Source organism: Acidovorax sp. 1608163, assembly GCF_003669015.1.
Classification (GTDB): Bacteria; Pseudomonadota; Gammaproteobacteria; order Burkholderiales; family Burkholderiaceae_C; genus Acidovorax.
The window spans coordinates 3562556-3578875 of the sequence record NZ_CP033069.1 but is presented as its reverse complement, the minus strand read 5'-3'; the positions used below and the strand labels follow the sequence as shown (position 1 = coordinate 3578875).

The following is a 16320-nucleotide window of genomic DNA, read 5'->3' as shown; positions in this document are numbered from 1 at the left end:
GCTCAAGGCTGCACCAGGGTCAGTTTGGTGATGCCAATGGCATTGGCAGCGGCGACCAGGTCCTTGCTTTGCTGCGTCAGGCTGTCGATGGTCTTCTGGATGCGCTGGCGGCCCGGTGCTTCCTTGCCGCCAATGATCTCGCGGTCAAACGGGGCCTGAATGCCCTCGGCCGCAGCCACCGATGCGGCGATTTGCTGCGTGGTCTTTTCGGCCAGAGCCGCGTCCTTCGCGGCCACCAGGTCGCGCAGCGATGGGCCCATGAGCACCGTGCCATCGGCCTGCTTGTACTGGCCCAGCCACACGTTTTGGATGCCCAGCGCGTTGGTCACTGCGTCGCGGTGGGTGTTGTCCGAGAAGCACGAGTGCTCGTCTTCCTGGTCCTGGCTGTTGAGGGCCACCTCCAGCCGTTCGCCCGCCAGCTCGCCGCGCGAGAGCGAGCCCAGGCCCACCAGCATCTTGCGCACCGATTCGCGGTTGCCCTTGACGAAGCGGGCGCGGTAGTTGTTCTTGGCGTCCGGGGCCCAGGCCTTCACCAGCGTGGTGAGGTCATCGATGAGCAGCTCGGTCACCACGTTCAGGTACTGGCGGCGGCGGTCGGCGTTGGGGGCCTTGCCGTCCACAAAGTCTTCAAAGTTGCGATCGCCCGGGCCGGTCTCCGACAGGTCCTGGCCCCACAGGAAGAACTCGATGGCGTGCCAGCCCGTTGCAATGTTCTCCTCGCCGCCGCGCTCGTTTTGCGCCGAGAGGTTTTTCTTGTTGATGACGAACTTGCGGTTGTTCACCAGGCCTGCATTGGGCTTGCCCTGCACGCTGTCCACAAACGACTCGTCCATGGGCCACGCGTTGATGCGGCCCTCAGGCCCGTTGTCGTTGTCGATGGGGCCGCCATAAAAGCGGAAGGCTTCCGTCTGCCCATAGAACTCGCGCGCCGCCAGCCAGGTCTTGCGCGCCTCGGCCAGCGTGGCGGCCGAGGGCTGCGCGGTGAAGGCTGTTACCGCCGTTTGCAGGGCCTTGGCAGCGGTAAGGGTGTCGCTGTAGCTGGTGTGCACCAAGTGTGCGTAGTGCGCCACCACTTGGGGGGCTGCTACGGCGGCTGCCGCAGCCTGGGGGGCGGCCACCGCCGCTGGGCTGGAAGGAGCCTGGGCTTGGGCCACCGATGCGGCCGAGCCCAGTGCACTGATCAGGAGTGCCATGACAGGCATGGTTTTGGTGAAAGGTGTGTGCATGATGGGCTCCTTAGAGATGGCTTGGCCTGTGCGCTGCCGCAGCAGTGCATGGCCAGGGATAGGAAGAAGGTGCGTGCGGCAGAGGTGCCAACGCTAGGGGGGCTGGGCACGCAAGCTGATCGCTGGGGCGTGCCGCAGTGAATTGTAAGTTAATAAGAGTGATTTGCATTTAATGCAGTACCTGACGCCAGGGAATACTTGACCCTGTGGAGGCACTGCGCGGCAGGCTTTGCCGTGCGGGTGCTGGTCGGGTGGTTGGTTGCTCCGGTGTTGCCCACGCCAGCAAAAAAGCCAGCCGGGCTGTATGGCCCGGCTGGCTTTTGTTGTGCCCCTTTTGCTGGGGGCAAGGCTTGTGCTTAGCCCAGTTTCATCTGGCTGGGTGTCCCGGTGAGGTAGCCCACAGCAGCGCCCGACTTGTTTTTGTAGTTGGCGCGGATCATCGGGTCCAGCGTGTCTTTGACGACGCTGTGAATGCTGCCCCAGTCGCCAGCATGCTGGAAGTTGCTCATGATGTAGGTCCAGCCGTTGATCTCGTCCACAGCGTGCAGGCCGGTGGATTCGCCACCTGCCGGGATCGACATCAGGCGCGACAGCTGCTTGGTGTCCACGTTGTAGGCCCACAAGAAGTTGTTGACGTGCTGGCTGCTGTCTTCGCCGATGAACAGCGTGCGCAGCTTTTCCGAGAACTTCAGGTTGTCGGGGTTGCAGATCTTGTTGGGGTTGCCGGTGTTACCCAGCGCGTCAGCGGTGATGTCTTCGCCTGCAAGCAGAGCCTTGGTGTCCACGGGCATCCATTCGCTGTTGATGGCGCCGCCGTCGGTGTCCTTTTGGCTGCCGCGCAGGTTCAGTGCCATGACGGCACCGGCCGACAGCTGCTTGGGCACCGAGATGCCGTTGCCGGGCACGTTGGCTGCGTTGCCTGCCACCATGGAGCTTTGCACGTTCTGCAGTGCAGAGTAGGCAATCTTGTCCTTGGCGTTGACGGTGGTGCCTTCCATTTTGGTGAAGCCCAGGCTGGCGCCCTTGAAGGCGGCGTAGCGGTGGGTTTCGAGGAAGGCTGCGGCCTTCTCCATGCCGGGGTTGATCTTGATCCACTCGGTCTTGCCGTTAGCCACGATCTTGGTGAACGTGGCGTCCTTCGGGTCAGCGCTCACCACGGTCATGATGTCCGTGGGCTTGAGCGTGTTGGCCAGGTTCTCGATCTCGGTGCTGGTGGCAGAGCCCAGCTTGATCCAGGTGAGCGCAGCGGCGCTGTTGGCTGCGGGGTCGATGGAGAAGCCAGAGCCCACCTTGGCCACATACAGCGAGCCCGAGGACAGGTCTTTTTCCTTGTCGGCCACAAACACAAAGTAGGCGCTGTTGGTGGCGTCATCGCCCATCAATGCCGTGCGCTGGTCGGGCATGACCTGCACCAGCTCGTGCGAAATGCGGCCCATGCAGAAGTGCTTCTTGATGCTGGCCGTGCCATCGGCGTTGACGGTCACTTCGGGCATGTGGCCGTAGTGGTAGGGGTTGGCCGTGGCTTCGTTGCCATACAGGTTCTTGCTGTAGGCCTTGAACATGGTGTTGCTGGCGATGCTGAAGGCATCGGGTTCGTACTCTTCGCTGGACAGGTGCGTGCCCCATGGCGAGAGGCTGGCGCCGCAGGTGATCCACAGGCCGTGCACCTTGGAGGTGTCCACGTTGTGGTACTTCACCAGGCTGAGCTTGCCTGTGTCCTGGTCTTGGTCCAGCGTCAGCACGGCGATGGGCGATGGCAGCTTGCCGTACATGTCGGTCTTGCCGTCTTGCGCCCAGGTGGTGTATTCAAACTGCACCACGGCAAACACAGGCTTGCCCTTGACGCCGTCCACCTTGGCATTGGCCACGGTCAGCAGCGAGGTGCCATCGGGCGAGTCAGAGAAGAACTGGCGCTCAGACCCTGCCACGGAGGTGTCCGTGATGGCCTTGTTGTTGATGTCGTAGTAGCCGCCAGCCAGCAGCTTGCCGCCCTTGCCATCAGACACCATGTCGCCCGTGACGAAGAAGGGCTGGTAGGCCAGTTGGAAAGAGCGCACGGAGTTGTCGCTCAGGGTCACGTTCAGTGCCGAGCCCACTGTGGTGGTTGCCATGGCGGCTGGGTTGGCCAGCGTGGGTGCGGCCATTGAGGTAAAGCTGGCGGAAACAAAGCTGGCACTGGTGCTGTCGCTACCACCGCCGCAGGCTGTCAAAAAGGAGGTGGCAGCCGTTGCGCCCAGGGGGAGCATGGGAACCCCCGCCAGAAATTGCAGTGCTTTGCGGCGGGTGGTCAGCGAGGATTGGGACATGTCTTGGTATTTCCAGTGGGGTATTGCGTTACTGCAGACCACACCACGTTCGACCCAGTGGGCCAGGCACTGCGGTCGGTGGTCGTGATCACCAGCCAGCGATGCTAGAAATATCCTGTGACACTTCGTTGATGCTTTTGTGACGATTGCGTGACGGGCATCCACTACCTGTGGCGGCCCGTGTGCGCACGCGGTACCCGGCAAATTTCTTGAGGTGGGGGGTGAGAGACCTACCAAACACCAAAGTCAGTGGCCTGGGCGGCTTGTTGCGGGGCTCTGGGCCGCTCAGTAGGGGCTGTTTTCGCCGTAAGACGGCTGCACGGTGCGCGCAGGCTTGGGCGCCGCACTGGCTGGCGCCGGGTAGTTCATCTGCCCGCTGCCATCCTTGGTGCCTTTGCGCCCGGCAATCTGCCACGCCGTGCGCTGGCCGATCAGGCTGGCCAGAAACTCCAGCTCTTCGTCGGTGTGGTTGATGGCGCCCGCAGGCGTGAGCAGCCGACCATTGCGCGGCGCGGTCTCGGCCCAGAAGGATTGGTGGTACACCGACTGGCTGACCAGGCTTTCGCTGCCAGCGGCCAGGTCCACCGTGCCATAGCAATTGCAGAAATAGCCCCGCAGGGCCTGCTCGGGGAACACCTCGGCATACACCCCTGTGCCCCGGATGCCTGCGGTGAGGGTGGGCAGGGCCACTTGCCGGTCTGTGCCCTTGCCCCACACGCTGGCCACTGCGCCGGTCAGCAAACGCAGCACCTTGACGGTGGTGGACTCCTCGCCCTTGCCGTCGCCCTCGAGCGCGACACGCGTGTTCTGCCGCAGCATGAAGGCGCTGCTGCCCACGGCAAATACGGCAGTGGAGCCTGGGCCGGTCTCAATGCGGTCGCCCGTGGCAATGCTGTCGTGTGCCGTCAGCGCCTGGCCATTGCGCAGCACGTCCCCGCGCAGCTCAACGATGTTGCTGCGGGACTGGGCTTGCGCTGCCATCCAGCCACCGGTGGCGGCCCATGCGGCGGCGGCTTGCAGCAGGCCGCGACGCCGGTGCCAGCGCAGCTCGTCTTCAGTTCGGCCCAGTAGTTGGGGCGTCGGAGGGTGGTGTGTCATGGGGTGCCTCGTGCAGCAGGCTCTCGGGCGGCTCAAAGCAGTCCCTGAAGATAAACACCGCGCAGGTCAGGATCATGGTGGCCATCATCATGGCGGCGGCCATCAGCAGGCTGCCAATGCCCTCGCCACCCAGCCCCAGCAGCAGCGAGATGATGCTGATCACCAGCGCCCCCAGCACCCCAATGCCCAGCCAGGTGAAGAGGAACACCAGGCAGGCCCCGGCGTTGCGCACGCAGGCCATCATGCTGAAGAACAAGGCCTTGACGGGCGGGACACCGTGCCAGTGCACCAGGCCCGGCGCATGCCAGAACAGCAGCGACAGGGGGAGTGACAGCAAGGTGGCCAGCCACATGGCTTTCTGAAAGCTCGGGTCTGACGTCATTTGCGCGGTGACTGGCGTGCCGTCCATGTACACCTGCACAAAGCGCCCGCCATCAACCAGCGCCGACAGGCCCATGATGCCCAGAAAGCCCAGCGCATACAGCACGCCCAGCAGCAGCATGTGGCGCAGGTGCTGGCGGCCTTTGCGGAAGGTGACCAGCAGCAGCGCCGGTGTGGGGCGGTGGCCCTGGATGGACTCGCCCGTGGCCACCATCATGGCCAGGGTGACGGAGGGCAGCAGCACCAGCGAGGCAATGCTGCCCAGCACGGGCACGCTGGCCAGCAGTTGCATCGCAACAAACGAAATAAAGAACAGCGCCGCCAGGGCCATGGGCTGGCGCCGGAACGCTTGCACGCCCAGTTTGACCCAGGTGAAGCCAGTCTTGGCGGGAACGATGTGGAGTTTCATGGAGTGGGTGGTGGTGTGGTCCGTGGCGGGCGGTGTGTGTGCCTGCTAGCTCATCGCGCGCCAGAGAGTGAATTTACCCCAGCGCGCTGCAGCCGGTCTGGGCAAAGGGCTATCGCCTGGGGTTGTGCTGGTGCGGGGCCCGAGGTTGAGGGGCGCTGCTGGCCCCGCAAACCCACCGTGTGCGCCGGTGCAGACGGCACCAGGCAACGCTTTGGCGCTTTGGCGTTGCAGAGGCGCGATGGATGGATCGATGGGACGTCAGGCTTGCACCGGGTGCGCAATGCGCCCCTGCAGCACCCGCTCAAAGTGGGTCGGGTCGTGCGGTTTGAGCATGGACGCCTCGCGGGGCAGGTAAAAGTCCCACAGGCGCGAGATCCAAAAGCGCAGCGCCCCGGCGCGCAGCATGGCGGGCAGCAGCTCGCGCTCTGCCGCTGTCAGGGGGCGCACGGACTGGTAGGCGGTGAGCATGGCCGTGGCGCGCTCGGTGTGGTGTGTGCCGGTGGGCAGGTCAATGCACCAGTCGTTCAGGCACACCGCCAGGTCAAACAGCCAGGTGTCCACGCCCGCAAAGTAAAAGTCGAAGAAGCCCGTCAGGGTGTCCTCGGCAAACATCACGTTGTCGCGGAACAGGTCGGCATGCACCGGGCCACGGGGCAGGGCGGCGTAGGTGGACGACGCTGCCACATGGTTCTGGTAGGCCAGCTCTGACTGCAGCAGCGCGGCCTGGGCAGTGTCCAGGTGCGGCAGCACCACGGGCACGGTTTCGTTCCACCAGGGCAGGCCGCGCAGGTTGGGCTGGTGGCGGTCAAAATCGCGCCCCACCAGGTGCATGCGCGCCAGCATGGCGCCCACGGCGGCGCAGTGCACGGGCTCGGGGGCCAGCTGGCTCTTGCCGCGCAGCTTGCTCACCACCGCCGCAGGTTTGCCCGCCACGGTGTGCAGGATTTCGCCGTACTTGTCGCCACGCGGCTCGGGCACGGGGATGCCGCCGTGCGCCAGGTGCTTCATCAGGTGCAGGTAAAACGGCAACTGCTCTGCCGTCAGGCGCTCAAACAGCGTCAGGACGAACTCGCCTTGCGAGCTGGTCAAAAAATAGTTGGTGTTTTCAATGCCGCCCTCAATGCCGCGCAGTTCCACCAGTTCGCCAATTTGCAATCGGCGCAGCACTTCGCGTGCATCTTTTTTGGAGACTTCGGTAAAAACAGCCATCGTTCAGCTCAGCAGGGGAGAAAGTAAGGGGCGGGGAGTCACGGGCCCAGCCCGTGCCGGGGCCATGGCCCCCATGCGGGTGCGGGGGCAGGGCGTGCAGTGCGGCGGGCCCTCAAGGCAGGCCCGCGCAGGGGTTCAGAACTTCATCACGTTCCACACACGCGGGGCGGTGTTGGTCTCCGCACCGCTGTTGCTGCCAGCGCGGCTGCGGGCGCCGTCGGGCGATTTCACTTCATAGGCGGGCATCTCGCTGCCCTTGGGCTGCACGTTGATGCTTTGCGTCTGGCCACCCACACGCACCTCGTCCACGCGGCTGCCGCCGTCTTCCACCCGAATGCGCTCGGTGCGCTGGTTGGTGCGGCCTTCAAGTTGCTCTGGATTTGATAGCTGCTCGCGCTTTTCCGTTGTGCCCTGAGGGGCATTTTGGTTCGTATTTTGGGCCAGCAGGGGGCTGGACGCCAGGCCCAGCAAAAGGAAGAGGTGGAGTGCGCGCATGGGGCCGATTGTAGAGCGCCGTCCAGAGGCAGCCTGCCCGTGCACAATCCGTGCATGACTGACAAAAAGACCCTGGTGCTGGTGGATGGCTCCAGCTACCTCTACCGCGCCTTTCACGCCATGCCCGACCTGCGGGCCGTGCCGGGTGACCCGAGCAGCGCCGCCACGGGCGCCATCCGCGGCATGATCAACATGATGCAGGCGCTGCGCAAAGAGGTGCGCGCCGACTACGCCGTCTGCGTGTTCGACGCCTCGGGCCCCACCTTTCGCGATGCCCTGTACACCGAATACAAGGCCACACGCTCGCCCATGCCCGACGACCTGCGCAGCCAGATCGAGCCCATTCACCAGGTGGTGGACCTGCTGGGCTGGAAGGTGGTAGCCGTGCCCGGCGTGGAGGCCGACGATGTGATCGCCACCTTGGCCAACGCAGCAGCCGCACAGGGCATTGAGGTCATTGTGTCCAGCGGCGACAAAGACTTGAGCCAACTGGTCAACGAGCACATCACCATCATCGACACCATGAGCGGCAAGCGCCGCGATGTGGCGGGTGTGACGGCAGAGTTTGGCGTGCCACCCACGCTGATGGTGGACTACCAGGCCCTGGTGGGTGACACCGTGGACAACGTGCCCGGCGTGACCAAGGTGGGCCCAAAGACGGCCGCCAAGTGGCTGGAGGAATACGGCTCGCTCGACAACCTGATTGCCAACGCCGAAGCCATCAAGGGTGTGGCGGGCAACAACCTGCGCGAGGCGATTGCCAGCGGGCAGCTGGCATTGAGCCGCCAGCTGGTCACCATGAAGACCGATTGCGCGCTGGCCGACTACATCCCCGGTTTGCCCGCGTTTGACGACATCACACTCGACGCACCGGACAACACCGGCTTGCTGCCGTTTTACGAAAAGTACGGCTTCAAGGGCCTGGCCAGTGCGATCAAGGGCGCAGCGGCACCCGCCACCACAGCCCCCACCGTCGCCATGCCCGGCCAAAGCGGTGATCTGTTTGCCGACCACTCTGCCAGCACCGTGGCAGAAGAGGCCCAGCACCGCACCGTGGTGTACGACACCATCCTCAACTGGGCCGACTTTGACCAGTGGCTGGAGCGCCTGCAGAAAGCCCCACTCACGGCCATCGACACCGAAACCGATTCCCTCGACGAAATGCGCGCGCAAATCGTCGGCATCTCTTTCAGCGTGCAGCCCGGCGAAGCCGCCTACATCCCCCTGCGCCACGAAGGGCCTGACGCGCCCGCGCAACTGCCGCTGGACGAAGTGCTCGCCCGCCTCAAGCCCTGGCTGCAAGACGCCAAACACCACAAGCTCGGCCAGCACATCAAATACGACCGCCATGTGTTCGCCAACCACGGCATCGAGGTGCAGGGCTACGCGCACGACACCATGCTGCAAAGCTACGTGCTCGAAGTGCACAAGCCCCACAACCTGACCAGCCTGGCCGAGCGCCACACGGGCCGCAAAGGCATCACCTACGAAGACCTGTGCGGCAAAGGCGCGCACCAGATCCCGTTTGCGCAAGTGCCCGTGGACAAGGCCGCCGCCTACTCGTGCGAAGACTCCGACCAGACCCTGGACGTACACAACGCCCTGTGGCCCCTGCTGCAGGCCGATGACAAACTGCGCTTCATCTACGAGCTGGAGATTGCCAGCAGCGAAGCCCTGTACCGGATCGAGCGCAACGGCGTGCTGATTGACGCGCCCACCCTGGCCGCCCAAAGCCACGAGCTGGGCCAGCGCATCCTGCAGCTCGAAACCGAGGCGTATGAGATTGCAGGCCAGCCCTTCAACCTGAGCAGCCCCAAGCAGCTCGGCGAAATCTTCTTCGACAAGCTGGGCATGCCGGTTGTGAAGAAGACCGCCACCGGCGCACGCAGCACCGACGAAGAAGTGCTGGAAAAGCTGGCCGAGGACTACCCCCTGCCCGCCAAGCTGCTGGAGCACCGCAGCCTCGTCAAGCTCAAAGGCACCTACACCGACAAGCTCGCCCAACTGGCCCTGCCACGCACCGGCCGCGTGCACACGCACTACGCGCAGGCCGTGGCCGTCACAGGCCGCTTGTCCAGCAACGACCCCAACCTGCAGAACATCCCCATCCGCACCCCCGAAGGCCGCCGCGTGCGCGAGGCCTTTGTGGCCCCCGCAGGCCGCGTGATTGCGAGTGCCGACTACTCGCAGATCGAGCTGCGCATCATGGCCCACCTGAGCGGCGACCACTCGCTGCTGCACGCCTTCCACGCCGGGCTGGACGTGCATCGCGCCACCGCTGCCGAAGTGTTTGGGGTGGAGGTCGATCAGGTCACCAGCGAGCAACGCCGCTACGCCAAGGTCATCAACTTTGGCCTCATCTACGGCATGAGCAGCTTTGGCCTGGCCAAGAACTTAGGGATAGAGACCAAAGCAGCTGCCGCCTACATCGACAAATACTTCCAGCGCTACCCCGGCGTAAAGCAGTACATGGACGACACCAAGGCCGCCGCCAAGTCCATGGGCTATGTCGAGACCGTGTTTGGCCGTCGCCTGTACCTGCCCGAAATCAACTCCCCCAACGGCCCCCGCCGCGCGGGCGCCGAACGCGCTGCCATCAACGCCCCCATGCAGGGCACGGCGGCCGATCTGATCAAGCTGGCGATGGTGGCGGTTCAGAAGGAGCTGGACGCGCACAAGCCGGGCATCCAAATGATCATGCAGGTGCACGACGAACTGGTGTTCGAGCTGCCCGAGGGCGAGGTGGACTGGCTCAAGACCCACATCCCGCGCCTGATGGCCGAGGTTGCGGCGCTGAAGGTGCCGTTACTGGCTGAGGTGGGGGTGGGGGCTAATTGGGATAAGGCGCATTGAAGCCCAGTGATAAGCGAGGCAGGTCAACATGTTTAAGTGTTTTTGGCCTGTAGTGCCTGTCTACTAAGCGCTGGCAGCTATGAAATTAGAAGCAGTAACCTGTTCCATAAGCCTACCGAGCCTGTATTCTGAGTTTTAGGGTTTGTTGTCCCGCCTTTGAAGTGCTGTGGACGTTCAGGCATTGGATGATGAAGGGATGCGGAGTTTTCGTAGTGCTTAGGGCGCCAGATTTGGCACCTGAACTTCGGCATCATGATTTGGTAAGGAGCGTGCCTATGGATGCGATCAATTGGAGTCAGGTAGTGACGCTTGGAATACCAGGTGTGTTGGTTGTAGCTGGTTGGTTCTTTGCTCATTGGCTCACAGTAAGACGCGAACTTTTTTCTAAAAGGCGTGTTGACCGTCTGCGTGCCCTTGAAGCTGCATACATGCGTATTTCTTCATCCAGCAATCGTCCTTTGACGATTGAAACGATAGAGCGGATAGAGACTTTCGTTGCTGAAATCCAGCTGTATGGCACCCCGTACCAAGTAAAGCTCATGAATGAGGCGGTAGAGAGTTTTCTCAAGCCTGATTTCAAGGTTAACTGGGATCAATTGCTCGAAGATCTGCGAGATACGATCAGAGCGGAACTGCGCCTTGAAAAAGTCACTGGCCCTGTTTGGTGGCTGCGATTGCCCCAGTCCCCAACAATGCCTCTCTCGCGAGTTTCATTTGCCGAAAAGCTGCGGCAACGCAAGGGGGCCTAACATTTTGTTTTGCCCAGCTTGCATTGGCGGAGCGATACCCTTCTTGCTGTTCTCAAGCACTTTGCGCACCTTGCTTTTTATGGCGCAATTCGTACTTGATAGTGCTCTCCATCTTCTGTCTGGGTAGGTGGATGCCCCTCGCCGCTTCCCGCTAAAGCTGGTGACCGACGACGCTGTGGCAAGCCAAGTCTGCAATTAGTTGGGCGTTGCAATTCCTGTCCTGAAGATCTAGCTAACGTCGATCATTTGCCCCAACCCAGCAGCAAATCAAACGTGTCGCTAGACTCATCCGGCTAACTGTTCGCTACCCCGCTAACCTCCATCTTTCAGCCCGGAGCCCTTGCATGTCCAACCCCACCCCCTACACCCCACCCGCCATCTGGCAATGGAACAAAGAAAACGGCGGCCAGTTCGCCAGCATCAACCGGCCTGTTGCCGGGGCTACGCACGATAAAGAGCTGCCTGTGGGCAAGCACCCGTTGCAGCTCTATTCGATGGGCACGCCCAATGGCGTGAAAGTCACTGTCATGCTGGAAGAGCTGCTGGCGCTGGGCCACAGCGGGGCGGAGTACGACGCGTGGTTGATCCGCATTGGCGATGGCGACCAGTTTGGCAGCGGGTTTGTGGGCATCAACCCCAACTCCAAGATCCCCGCGTTGCAAGACCGCACGGATCCGGCCAACCCGGTGCGCGTGTTTGAGTCCGGCGCCATCCTGATGTACTTGGCCGAGAAGTTCGGCAGCGCCTTCTTGCCCAAAGACGGCGCGGCGCGGGCCGAGTGCTTGTCGTGGCTGTTCTGGCAGATGGGCAGTGCACCTTTCGTGGGCGGCGGGTTTGGGCATTTTTATGCTTACGCGCCGGTCAAGATCGAATACGCGATTGACCGCTATGCGATGGAAACCAAGCGCCAGCTCGATGTGCTGAACCAGCGCTTGGCCGTGACGGAGTACGTGGCGGGCCATGAGTACACCGTGGCCGACATGGCGATCTGGCCCTGGTATGGGCTGATGGTGAAGGGCGAGGCCTACGACGCGGGCGAGTTTTTGCAGGTGCATGAATACACCCATGTGCTGCGCTGGGCCGAGCAGATTGCCCAGCGCCGCGCAGTGCAGCGTGGCCGCATGGTGAACCGGGTGCGCGGTGACTTGGCGAGCCAGTTGCATGAGCGGCACGACGCCAGCGATTTTGAGATGAAGACGCAGGACAAGCTGGCTGCGGCCCCGAAGGCTTGATGGTGTTGAAGTAAAAATGGCCGCTAGCGCTTGATAGATAAGCGCTAGCAGCTATATTTTTGATAGTGAAATGCGCGCAAAGCGCCCTGGAGTCCAGGGCGCTTTGTCGTTTATGCCGACCCTTCCAGCCGCGTTTTGTAGAGCTGCAGCACGGTCTGCGCAAAGTTGTCGAGCAGGGCATGGGCCCACCAGTTGGCGTAGGTGTTGAAGTCGGTGGACACGCGGTAGCTGACGCGCAGGTGCAGCCGGGTGCCGCCCGCCTCTGGAGTGAGGGTGTAGGCGGTGTCGTTGAGGTCAAAGTAGGCGCCGCCAATGGCGACGTGGTCGTCCAGTGCGCCAGCGGGGATGGAGTCGGGCCCGAAGCGGTAGGTCCAGCGCAGGTGGCGGCCGGGTTCCCATTCCTGGATGATTTCGTCAAAGTGCACGCCCTTGGCCCAGCGGCTTTTGCGCACGCGCTCGGTGCCTTCTTGCACCGTCACGGCCTCCACGGGCGGGGGCACGCCAATGCGGTAGGTCCAGGCGGTATCTACTTCGTGCGGCTGGATGTTGCGGATGTGGGTGATGCCTTCCCACACCACCGAGGCGGGGGCGTTGATCCACAGGCTGCGCTCTACCTGCCCCATTTGGTTGGGTGCGCCCTGCGGCATGACCAGCGCGGCAACCAGGGGCAGCACGGCAAAGCCATAGGCGGCGTGGCGGGGCCAGCGGGTGAGGCGGCATACCAGACCCATGCACAGCCCGCCCGCCATGCCCATGAAGGTGAACAGCGGCACGATGACGATGGCGCAGATCATCCCTTCGATCAGCACCAGCATGGAGCCGATGACGACCAGGCAGGTGGCCAGCGCCGGGGCCCAGGCGTAATACGACCAACTGCGCCGCTGCTGCCGCTCGGCCAGGTACACCGTGATGGCCCCGGTGGCCAGGGGCGCCAGCCAGATGAAGGCGCCCACCATGGCCGACCAGCGGCTGCTGGGTGCGCCGCTGAACGCCAGGCGCAGCAGCACGCCAAACACCATGCCGCAGACGATGGGGGCGAACTTGCCAAAGGGCAGACGTGAGGGGTTGTCGGCAGCGTCCCATGGCGAAGGGTCTACAGGCTCGATGGGCTCTGCGGGGGGCTTGGTGGGGCTGTCAGACATGGTTCCTCCCGGGATGTGTTGTGGTTTGTCGTTCGTCTGGATGAGAAAGATCCGTTCGGGCTGAGCTTGTGGAAGCCTTGCGCTGCGCTTCGACAGGCTCAGCGTGAACGGTGTGGGGTGATTGGATGCCGTGCCTTGTGCCGTGCCCTGTGTCTGTGGCCAGTGGCATTGGGCTCACCCACCCCACAGCGCGGGCTTGTTCACCATCAGCGCAAAGACCACGGCCATGGCGATGAAGGCGGGGTAGCCCAGGCCTTCCCACCAGCGCTGCAGGCGCACGTATTGCGCGGGCAGCGGGGTGCCTGCGGCGTGGGCGGCCTGGGCCATGCGGGCCATGCGGATCTGGATGGTCACCACGGGCAGCCAGCAGGCACCGGCGAGCAGGTACAGCGCAATCGACAAGGCCAGCCACGGGGTGGTGATGGGCCAGCCTGCCATGTGGGCCATGGCAATGCCCGTGAGCGGCTGCACGATCACGGCGGGGGTCGTAAACCACCAGTCGGCCCGCACCACCAGGCGGCCCACCACGGCCTGCGCGGCCACGCTGCCGCTGCGGTTGGCAAAGAACAGGTAGAACGCAGAGCCCAGGCCCGTGCCCACCAGCAGAACGCTGGAGATGATGTGGAGGGTCTTGAGAACGAGATAGGTGTTCATGGTGCGGTTTCCTCGTTGCGGGCGGAGCTGGTTCCTAAAACCACCAGGATGGCGGCGATGGGCAGGTTCTTGAGCAGGGAGCCGAGTGGATCGAGCCACAGGTGGGGCAGCAGCACGGTGGCGGTGAGGGTCATCACCCCCATCAGGCCTAGGGCGGCCCATGCGCTGTGGCGGCCGGGCCAGCGCCACAGCGCTATGCCCATCAGCAGGTCGGCCGCTGCGCCGCCCCAGATGAGGGCTTGTATCCATGCGTCGTCTGTCAGCCCGGCCTGGCGCAGCAGGGCATCGCCTTGCGTGCGGTGGGTGATGGCGCTGACCACGGCGGTGCCCAGCCACACGGCCACCAGGCTGGCGCGCAGAAGTCTGAGAGATGGGCCGGTGGGGGCGGGCAGTGGGGCTGGGTGGTGTACGGATTGGGTCATGAGGGGGCTCCGGGGTGGAGGGCGTCAGGCGCTGCGGCGGCGGGGGATGGGGCCCAGGCGCGCTCTACCAGCTGGCTGTAGTGCGTGGCGGGGTGGCCCAGCAGGGCTTGCAGCGGCGCAGGGTCGGCCACGTTGTCGGTGGCCAGCATGGCCAGCGTTTCGCTGCACCAGGGGGACACCGGCACCCAGTCGCCCAGCCGGGCCGACAGGCGGGTGAGCGGCGTGGGCAGCCGCAGCGCATGGGCGGGCGGATGGCCGCGCTGCGCCCGCAGGCTGGCTATCAGCGCGGCCATGGGCAGGGCCTCTGGGCCCACGCAGGGCACCACGCCGCGCACGTGGCTGTGGCTGCCCAGCAGCGCCACCACGGCATCGGCCAGGTCGTGCACGGCCACGGGCTGGACGCGTGCGGTGAGCACCGGCCCAGGCAGCGCCAGCACGGGCAGGCGGGCCAGCCGCATGAACAGGGTGGCACTGGCGCCACCGTGGCCAAACACCACGCTGGGGCGCAGCACCACGCCGCGCAGGGGGCTGGTGGAATCGTTGGTGACCGCTGCCAGGCCCAGCAGGTGCTCGTCGGCAGCGCGCTTGGTGCGGGCGTAGCGGGTGGTGCCGGTCTGCACGCCCAGGGCCGATATTTGCACCACATGCCGCACGCCCGCTTGTCGGCAGGCCTCAAACAGCGCCACGGGGGTGTGGTGGTGCACGGCATCGATGGGGCGGGCGGTGGTGCTGCGCAGCACGCCCACGGCGTTGACCACCGCGTCGATGCCCTGCAGGCGCGGCAGCCAGGTGGCTGCGTCGATGTCGCGGGCAAAGTCCATGGCCACGCCGCCAGCGTGTGGCTGCCGTGGTGAATTTGGCGAGTGGCCCGTGTGCACGGTGTGCCCGGCCCGGCGCAGCGCGGCGGCAATGGCCTGGCCGATGAAGCCGGTAGCCCCGGTCAGGAGCACCTGCAGGGGGACTGTGTGTGTGAGGGGCGTGGTCATGGCGGGCCTTCTAGGTTTTGGGGCTTAACGCATGCATTGGTCCGTGCATTGCTGGGCCGCTGCCCGCTCTGCGGCACGGCGCAGGGCCTTGCCGAAAAACGTTCGTATCACCCACCCTGGCACGCGGTAGCGGTTGCGCGCCACCACGGGGTACAGCGCGTTCATGCCCGCACGCAGCAGGGGGATGCGGGCGGGGGCCATCACCCAGGCGAGGCCCACGGCGGCGTAGGCCACTTCAAAGGCGGCCACGCCGCTCAGCCATTGCCCGCCTGCGGTGCGGGCGTGCATCAGGGTCAGCAGTGCGTCGCGCGTCACGCCCTCGGGGCAGGCAAAGCCGCTGGCCTGCACATCTTCAAACCGCAACTGCCCGGCCTGGTTGCGCAGCATGAGGTTGTGCATCTCGGTGTCGCACAGCGGGCAGGCGCTGTCGTAGTACAGGGTGAGGGGATAGAGGGCTGTGGTCATGGTCTCGATCCTTTCTGAAATTTCTGTCAAAAGAGAAATGTGAGGGCAAAAAAATTTCACCAAAAATTACGAGGCAGGGGGCGTGCGGTCCGTGCTGCTGGGCGCTGCTGGCGCTGCTGGAGCCGCAGGCGCATCGCCACCGCGCACAAATTTTTGTACCGTGGCGCCCATGCGCAGCACCTTCTCCAGCGTGTTGGGGGACAGGCGCAGCATCTCGTCCGCCCAGGTGCCCAGCGACTCCATCAGGTGCAGGGTTTCGCGCACGCGGTCCTGGGCGTCGGGGCTCTCTTGGGCAAAGTCGGGTTTGCGCACCAGCTCGCGCAGCATGCGGGTGGTGGGGTCAAACTCGCGCGTCTTGCGCTCGCGCACCACGGTGCGGAACAGCTCCCACACGTCGCTGCTGGTCTCGTAATAGTCGCGCCGGTCGCCCAGCACGTGGGTCACGCGGATCAGTTGCCAGTTCAGCAGCTCTTTGAGGCTGTTGCTGACGTTGGAGCGCGCCACTACCAGGGTGTCGGCGATCTCTTCGGCGTTGAGCGGGCGGCCATGGAAGAACAGCAGGGCATGCAACTGGGCCACCGTGCGGTTCACGCCCCAGGCGCTGCCCATTTCGCCCCAGTGGACGACGAATTGCTTGGCGATTGGTGTGAGTTCCATGGGGGGCAGTCTCATGGTTTCTGTAATTTCTGTCAA

General features: G+C 64.2%; 15 protein-coding genes. 3 read left to right on the top strand and 12 right to left on the bottom strand.

The window, feature by feature from the left end; all coding sequences use genetic code 11:
- Positions 1-2: 2 nt before the first annotated feature.
- The 6 genes from EAG14_RS15885 to EAG14_RS15860 form a co-directional block, all read right to left on the bottom strand.
- Complete coding sequence (locus tag EAG14_RS15885) at positions 3-1226, bottom strand: imelysin family protein (RefSeq protein WP_099740351.1); 1224 nt, start codon at positions 1224-1226, stop codon at positions 3-5.
- A gap of 356 nt (positions 1227-1582) precedes the next feature.
- Positions 1583-3532, bottom strand: coding sequence for a PhoX family phosphatase (locus EAG14_RS15880; RefSeq protein WP_099740352.1), 1950 nt, complete (start codon positions 3530-3532; stop codon positions 1583-1585).
- A gap of 285 nt (positions 3533-3817) precedes the next feature.
- Positions 3818-4630, bottom strand: a complete 813-nt coding sequence (locus tag EAG14_RS15875; RefSeq protein WP_240456806.1) for a FecR family protein — start codon at positions 4628-4630, stop codon at positions 3818-3820.
- A complete protein-coding gene (locus tag EAG14_RS15870; RefSeq protein WP_121729470.1) occupies positions 4587-5420 on the bottom strand; it encodes a BPSS1780 family membrane protein in 834 nt (277 codons plus the stop codon). Before EAG14_RS15870 ends, EAG14_RS15875 begins: the two co-directional genes overlap by 44 nt.
- A gap of 258 nt (positions 5421-5678) precedes the next feature.
- A complete protein-coding gene (locus tag EAG14_RS15865; protein ID WP_121729469.1) occupies positions 5679-6629 on the bottom strand; it encodes a homoserine kinase in 951 nt (316 codons plus the stop codon).
- Positions 6630-6764: 135 nt separating this feature from the next.
- On the bottom strand, positions 6765-7124 hold the full coding sequence (locus EAG14_RS15860) for a hypothetical protein (protein ID WP_099658270.1): 360 nt from the start codon (positions 7122-7124) through the stop codon (positions 6765-6767).
- A gap of 54 nt (positions 7125-7178) precedes the next feature.
- Between EAG14_RS15860 and polA the strand changes: the two genes are divergently transcribed.
- The 3 genes from polA to yghU all read left to right on the top strand — a co-directional run bounded on the left by polA (position 7179) and on the right by yghU (position 11958).
- On the top strand, positions 7179-9977 hold the full coding sequence (gene polA, locus EAG14_RS15855; protein ID WP_121729468.1) for a DNA polymerase I: 2799 nt from the start codon (positions 7179-7181) through the stop codon (positions 9975-9977).
- Between the two features lie 275 nt (positions 9978-10252).
- Positions 10253-10726: a hypothetical protein gene (locus EAG14_RS22885; protein WP_162996017.1), complete on the top strand. Its 474-nt coding sequence runs from the start codon at positions 10253-10255 to the stop codon at positions 10724-10726.
- 344 nt (positions 10727-11070) lie between these two features.
- Positions 11071-11958 (top strand): glutathione-dependent disulfide-bond oxidoreductase, encoded by an 888-nt coding sequence (gene yghU, locus EAG14_RS15845; protein ID WP_121729466.1) that lies wholly within the window; start codon positions 11071-11073, stop codon positions 11956-11958.
- 110 nt (positions 11959-12068) lie between these two features.
- Here the strand turns inward: yghU and EAG14_RS15840 are convergent, their stop codons facing one another.
- The 6 genes from EAG14_RS15840 to EAG14_RS15815 all read right to left on the bottom strand — a co-directional run bounded on the left by EAG14_RS15840 (position 12069) and on the right by EAG14_RS15815 (position 16284).
- Entirely contained in the window at positions 12069-13100 is a 1032-nt protein-coding gene (locus tag EAG14_RS15840; RefSeq protein WP_121729465.1) for an SRPBCC family protein, read from the bottom strand.
- Positions 13101-13274: 174 nt separating this feature from the next.
- Positions 13275-13754 carry a DUF2269 domain-containing protein gene (locus EAG14_RS15835; protein WP_121729464.1) on the bottom strand — a complete coding sequence of 160 codons (480 nt, stop codon included), beginning with the start codon at positions 13752-13754 and terminating at the stop codon, positions 13275-13277.
- A complete protein-coding gene (locus tag EAG14_RS15830) occupies positions 13751-14176 on the bottom strand; it encodes a DoxX-like family protein (protein ID WP_121729463.1) in 426 nt (141 codons plus the stop codon). The genes EAG14_RS15835 and EAG14_RS15830 overlap by 4 nt, the downstream gene beginning before the upstream one ends.
- Positions 14173-15132: an NAD-dependent epimerase/dehydratase family protein gene (locus EAG14_RS15825; protein WP_121730512.1), complete on the bottom strand. Its 960-nt coding sequence runs from the start codon at positions 15130-15132 to the stop codon at positions 14173-14175. The genes EAG14_RS15830 and EAG14_RS15825 overlap by 4 nt, the downstream gene beginning before the upstream one ends.
- 54 nt (positions 15133-15186) lie before the next feature.
- On the bottom strand, positions 15187-15627 hold the full coding sequence (locus EAG14_RS15820) for a thiol-disulfide oxidoreductase DCC family protein (RefSeq protein ID WP_121729462.1): 441 nt from the start codon (positions 15625-15627) through the stop codon (positions 15187-15189).
- 66 nt (positions 15628-15693) lie between these two features.
- Positions 15694-16284 (bottom strand): GbsR/MarR family transcriptional regulator, encoded by a 591-nt coding sequence (locus tag EAG14_RS15815; RefSeq protein WP_121729461.1) that lies wholly within the window; start codon positions 16282-16284, stop codon positions 15694-15696.
- Positions 16285-16320 lie beyond the last annotated feature (36 nt).

Excerpts from the sequence above, each read along its gene's own strand:
- EAG14_RS15885 (WP_099740351.1), bottom strand. The coding sequence starts at position 1,226 with ATGCACACACCTTTCACCAAAACCATGCCTGTCATGGCACTCCTGATC.
- EAG14_RS15870 (WP_121729470.1), bottom strand. The coding sequence starts at position 5,420 with ATGAAACTCCACATCGTTCCCGCCAAGACTGGCTTCACCTGGGTCAAA.
- EAG14_RS15835 (WP_121729464.1), bottom strand. The coding sequence starts at position 13,754 with ATGAACACCTATCTCGTTCTCAAGACCCTCCACATCATCTCCAGCGTT.
- EAG14_RS15840 (WP_121729465.1), bottom strand. The coding sequence starts at position 13,100 with ATGTCTGACAGCCCCACCAAGCCCCCCGCAGAGCCCATCGAGCCTGTA.
- EAG14_RS22885 (WP_162996017.1), top strand. The coding sequence starts at position 10,253 with ATGGATGCGATCAATTGGAGTCAGGTAGTGACGCTTGGAATACCAGGT.
- EAG14_RS15820 (WP_121729462.1), bottom strand. The coding sequence starts at position 15,627 with ATGACCACAGCCCTCTATCCCCTCACCCTGTACTACGACAGCGCCTGC.
- yghU (WP_121729466.1), top strand. The coding sequence starts at position 11,071 with ATGTCCAACCCCACCCCCTACACCCCACCCGCCATCTGGCAATGGAAC.
- EAG14_RS15865 (WP_121729469.1), bottom strand. The coding sequence starts at position 6,629 with ATGGCTGTTTTTACCGAAGTCTCCAAAAAAGATGCACGCGAAGTGCTG.
- EAG14_RS15875 (WP_240456806.1), bottom strand. The coding sequence starts at position 4,630 with ATGACACACCACCCTCCGACGCCCCAACTACTGGGCCGAACTGAAGAC.
- EAG14_RS15830 (WP_121729463.1), bottom strand. The coding sequence starts at position 14,176 with ATGACCCAATCCGTACACCACCCAGCCCCACTGCCCGCCCCCACCGGC.
- EAG14_RS15880 (WP_099740352.1), bottom strand. The coding sequence starts at position 3,532 with ATGTCCCAATCCTCGCTGACCACCCGCCGCAAAGCACTGCAATTTCTG.
- EAG14_RS15815 (WP_121729461.1), bottom strand. The coding sequence starts at position 16,284 with ATGGAACTCACACCAATCGCCAAGCAATTCGTCGTCCACTGGGGCGAA.
- EAG14_RS15860 (WP_099658270.1), bottom strand. The coding sequence starts at position 7,124 with ATGCGCGCACTCCACCTCTTCCTTTTGCTGGGCCTGGCGTCCAGCCCC.
- polA (WP_121729468.1), top strand. The coding sequence starts at position 7,179 with ATGACTGACAAAAAGACCCTGGTGCTGGTGGATGGCTCCAGCTACCTC.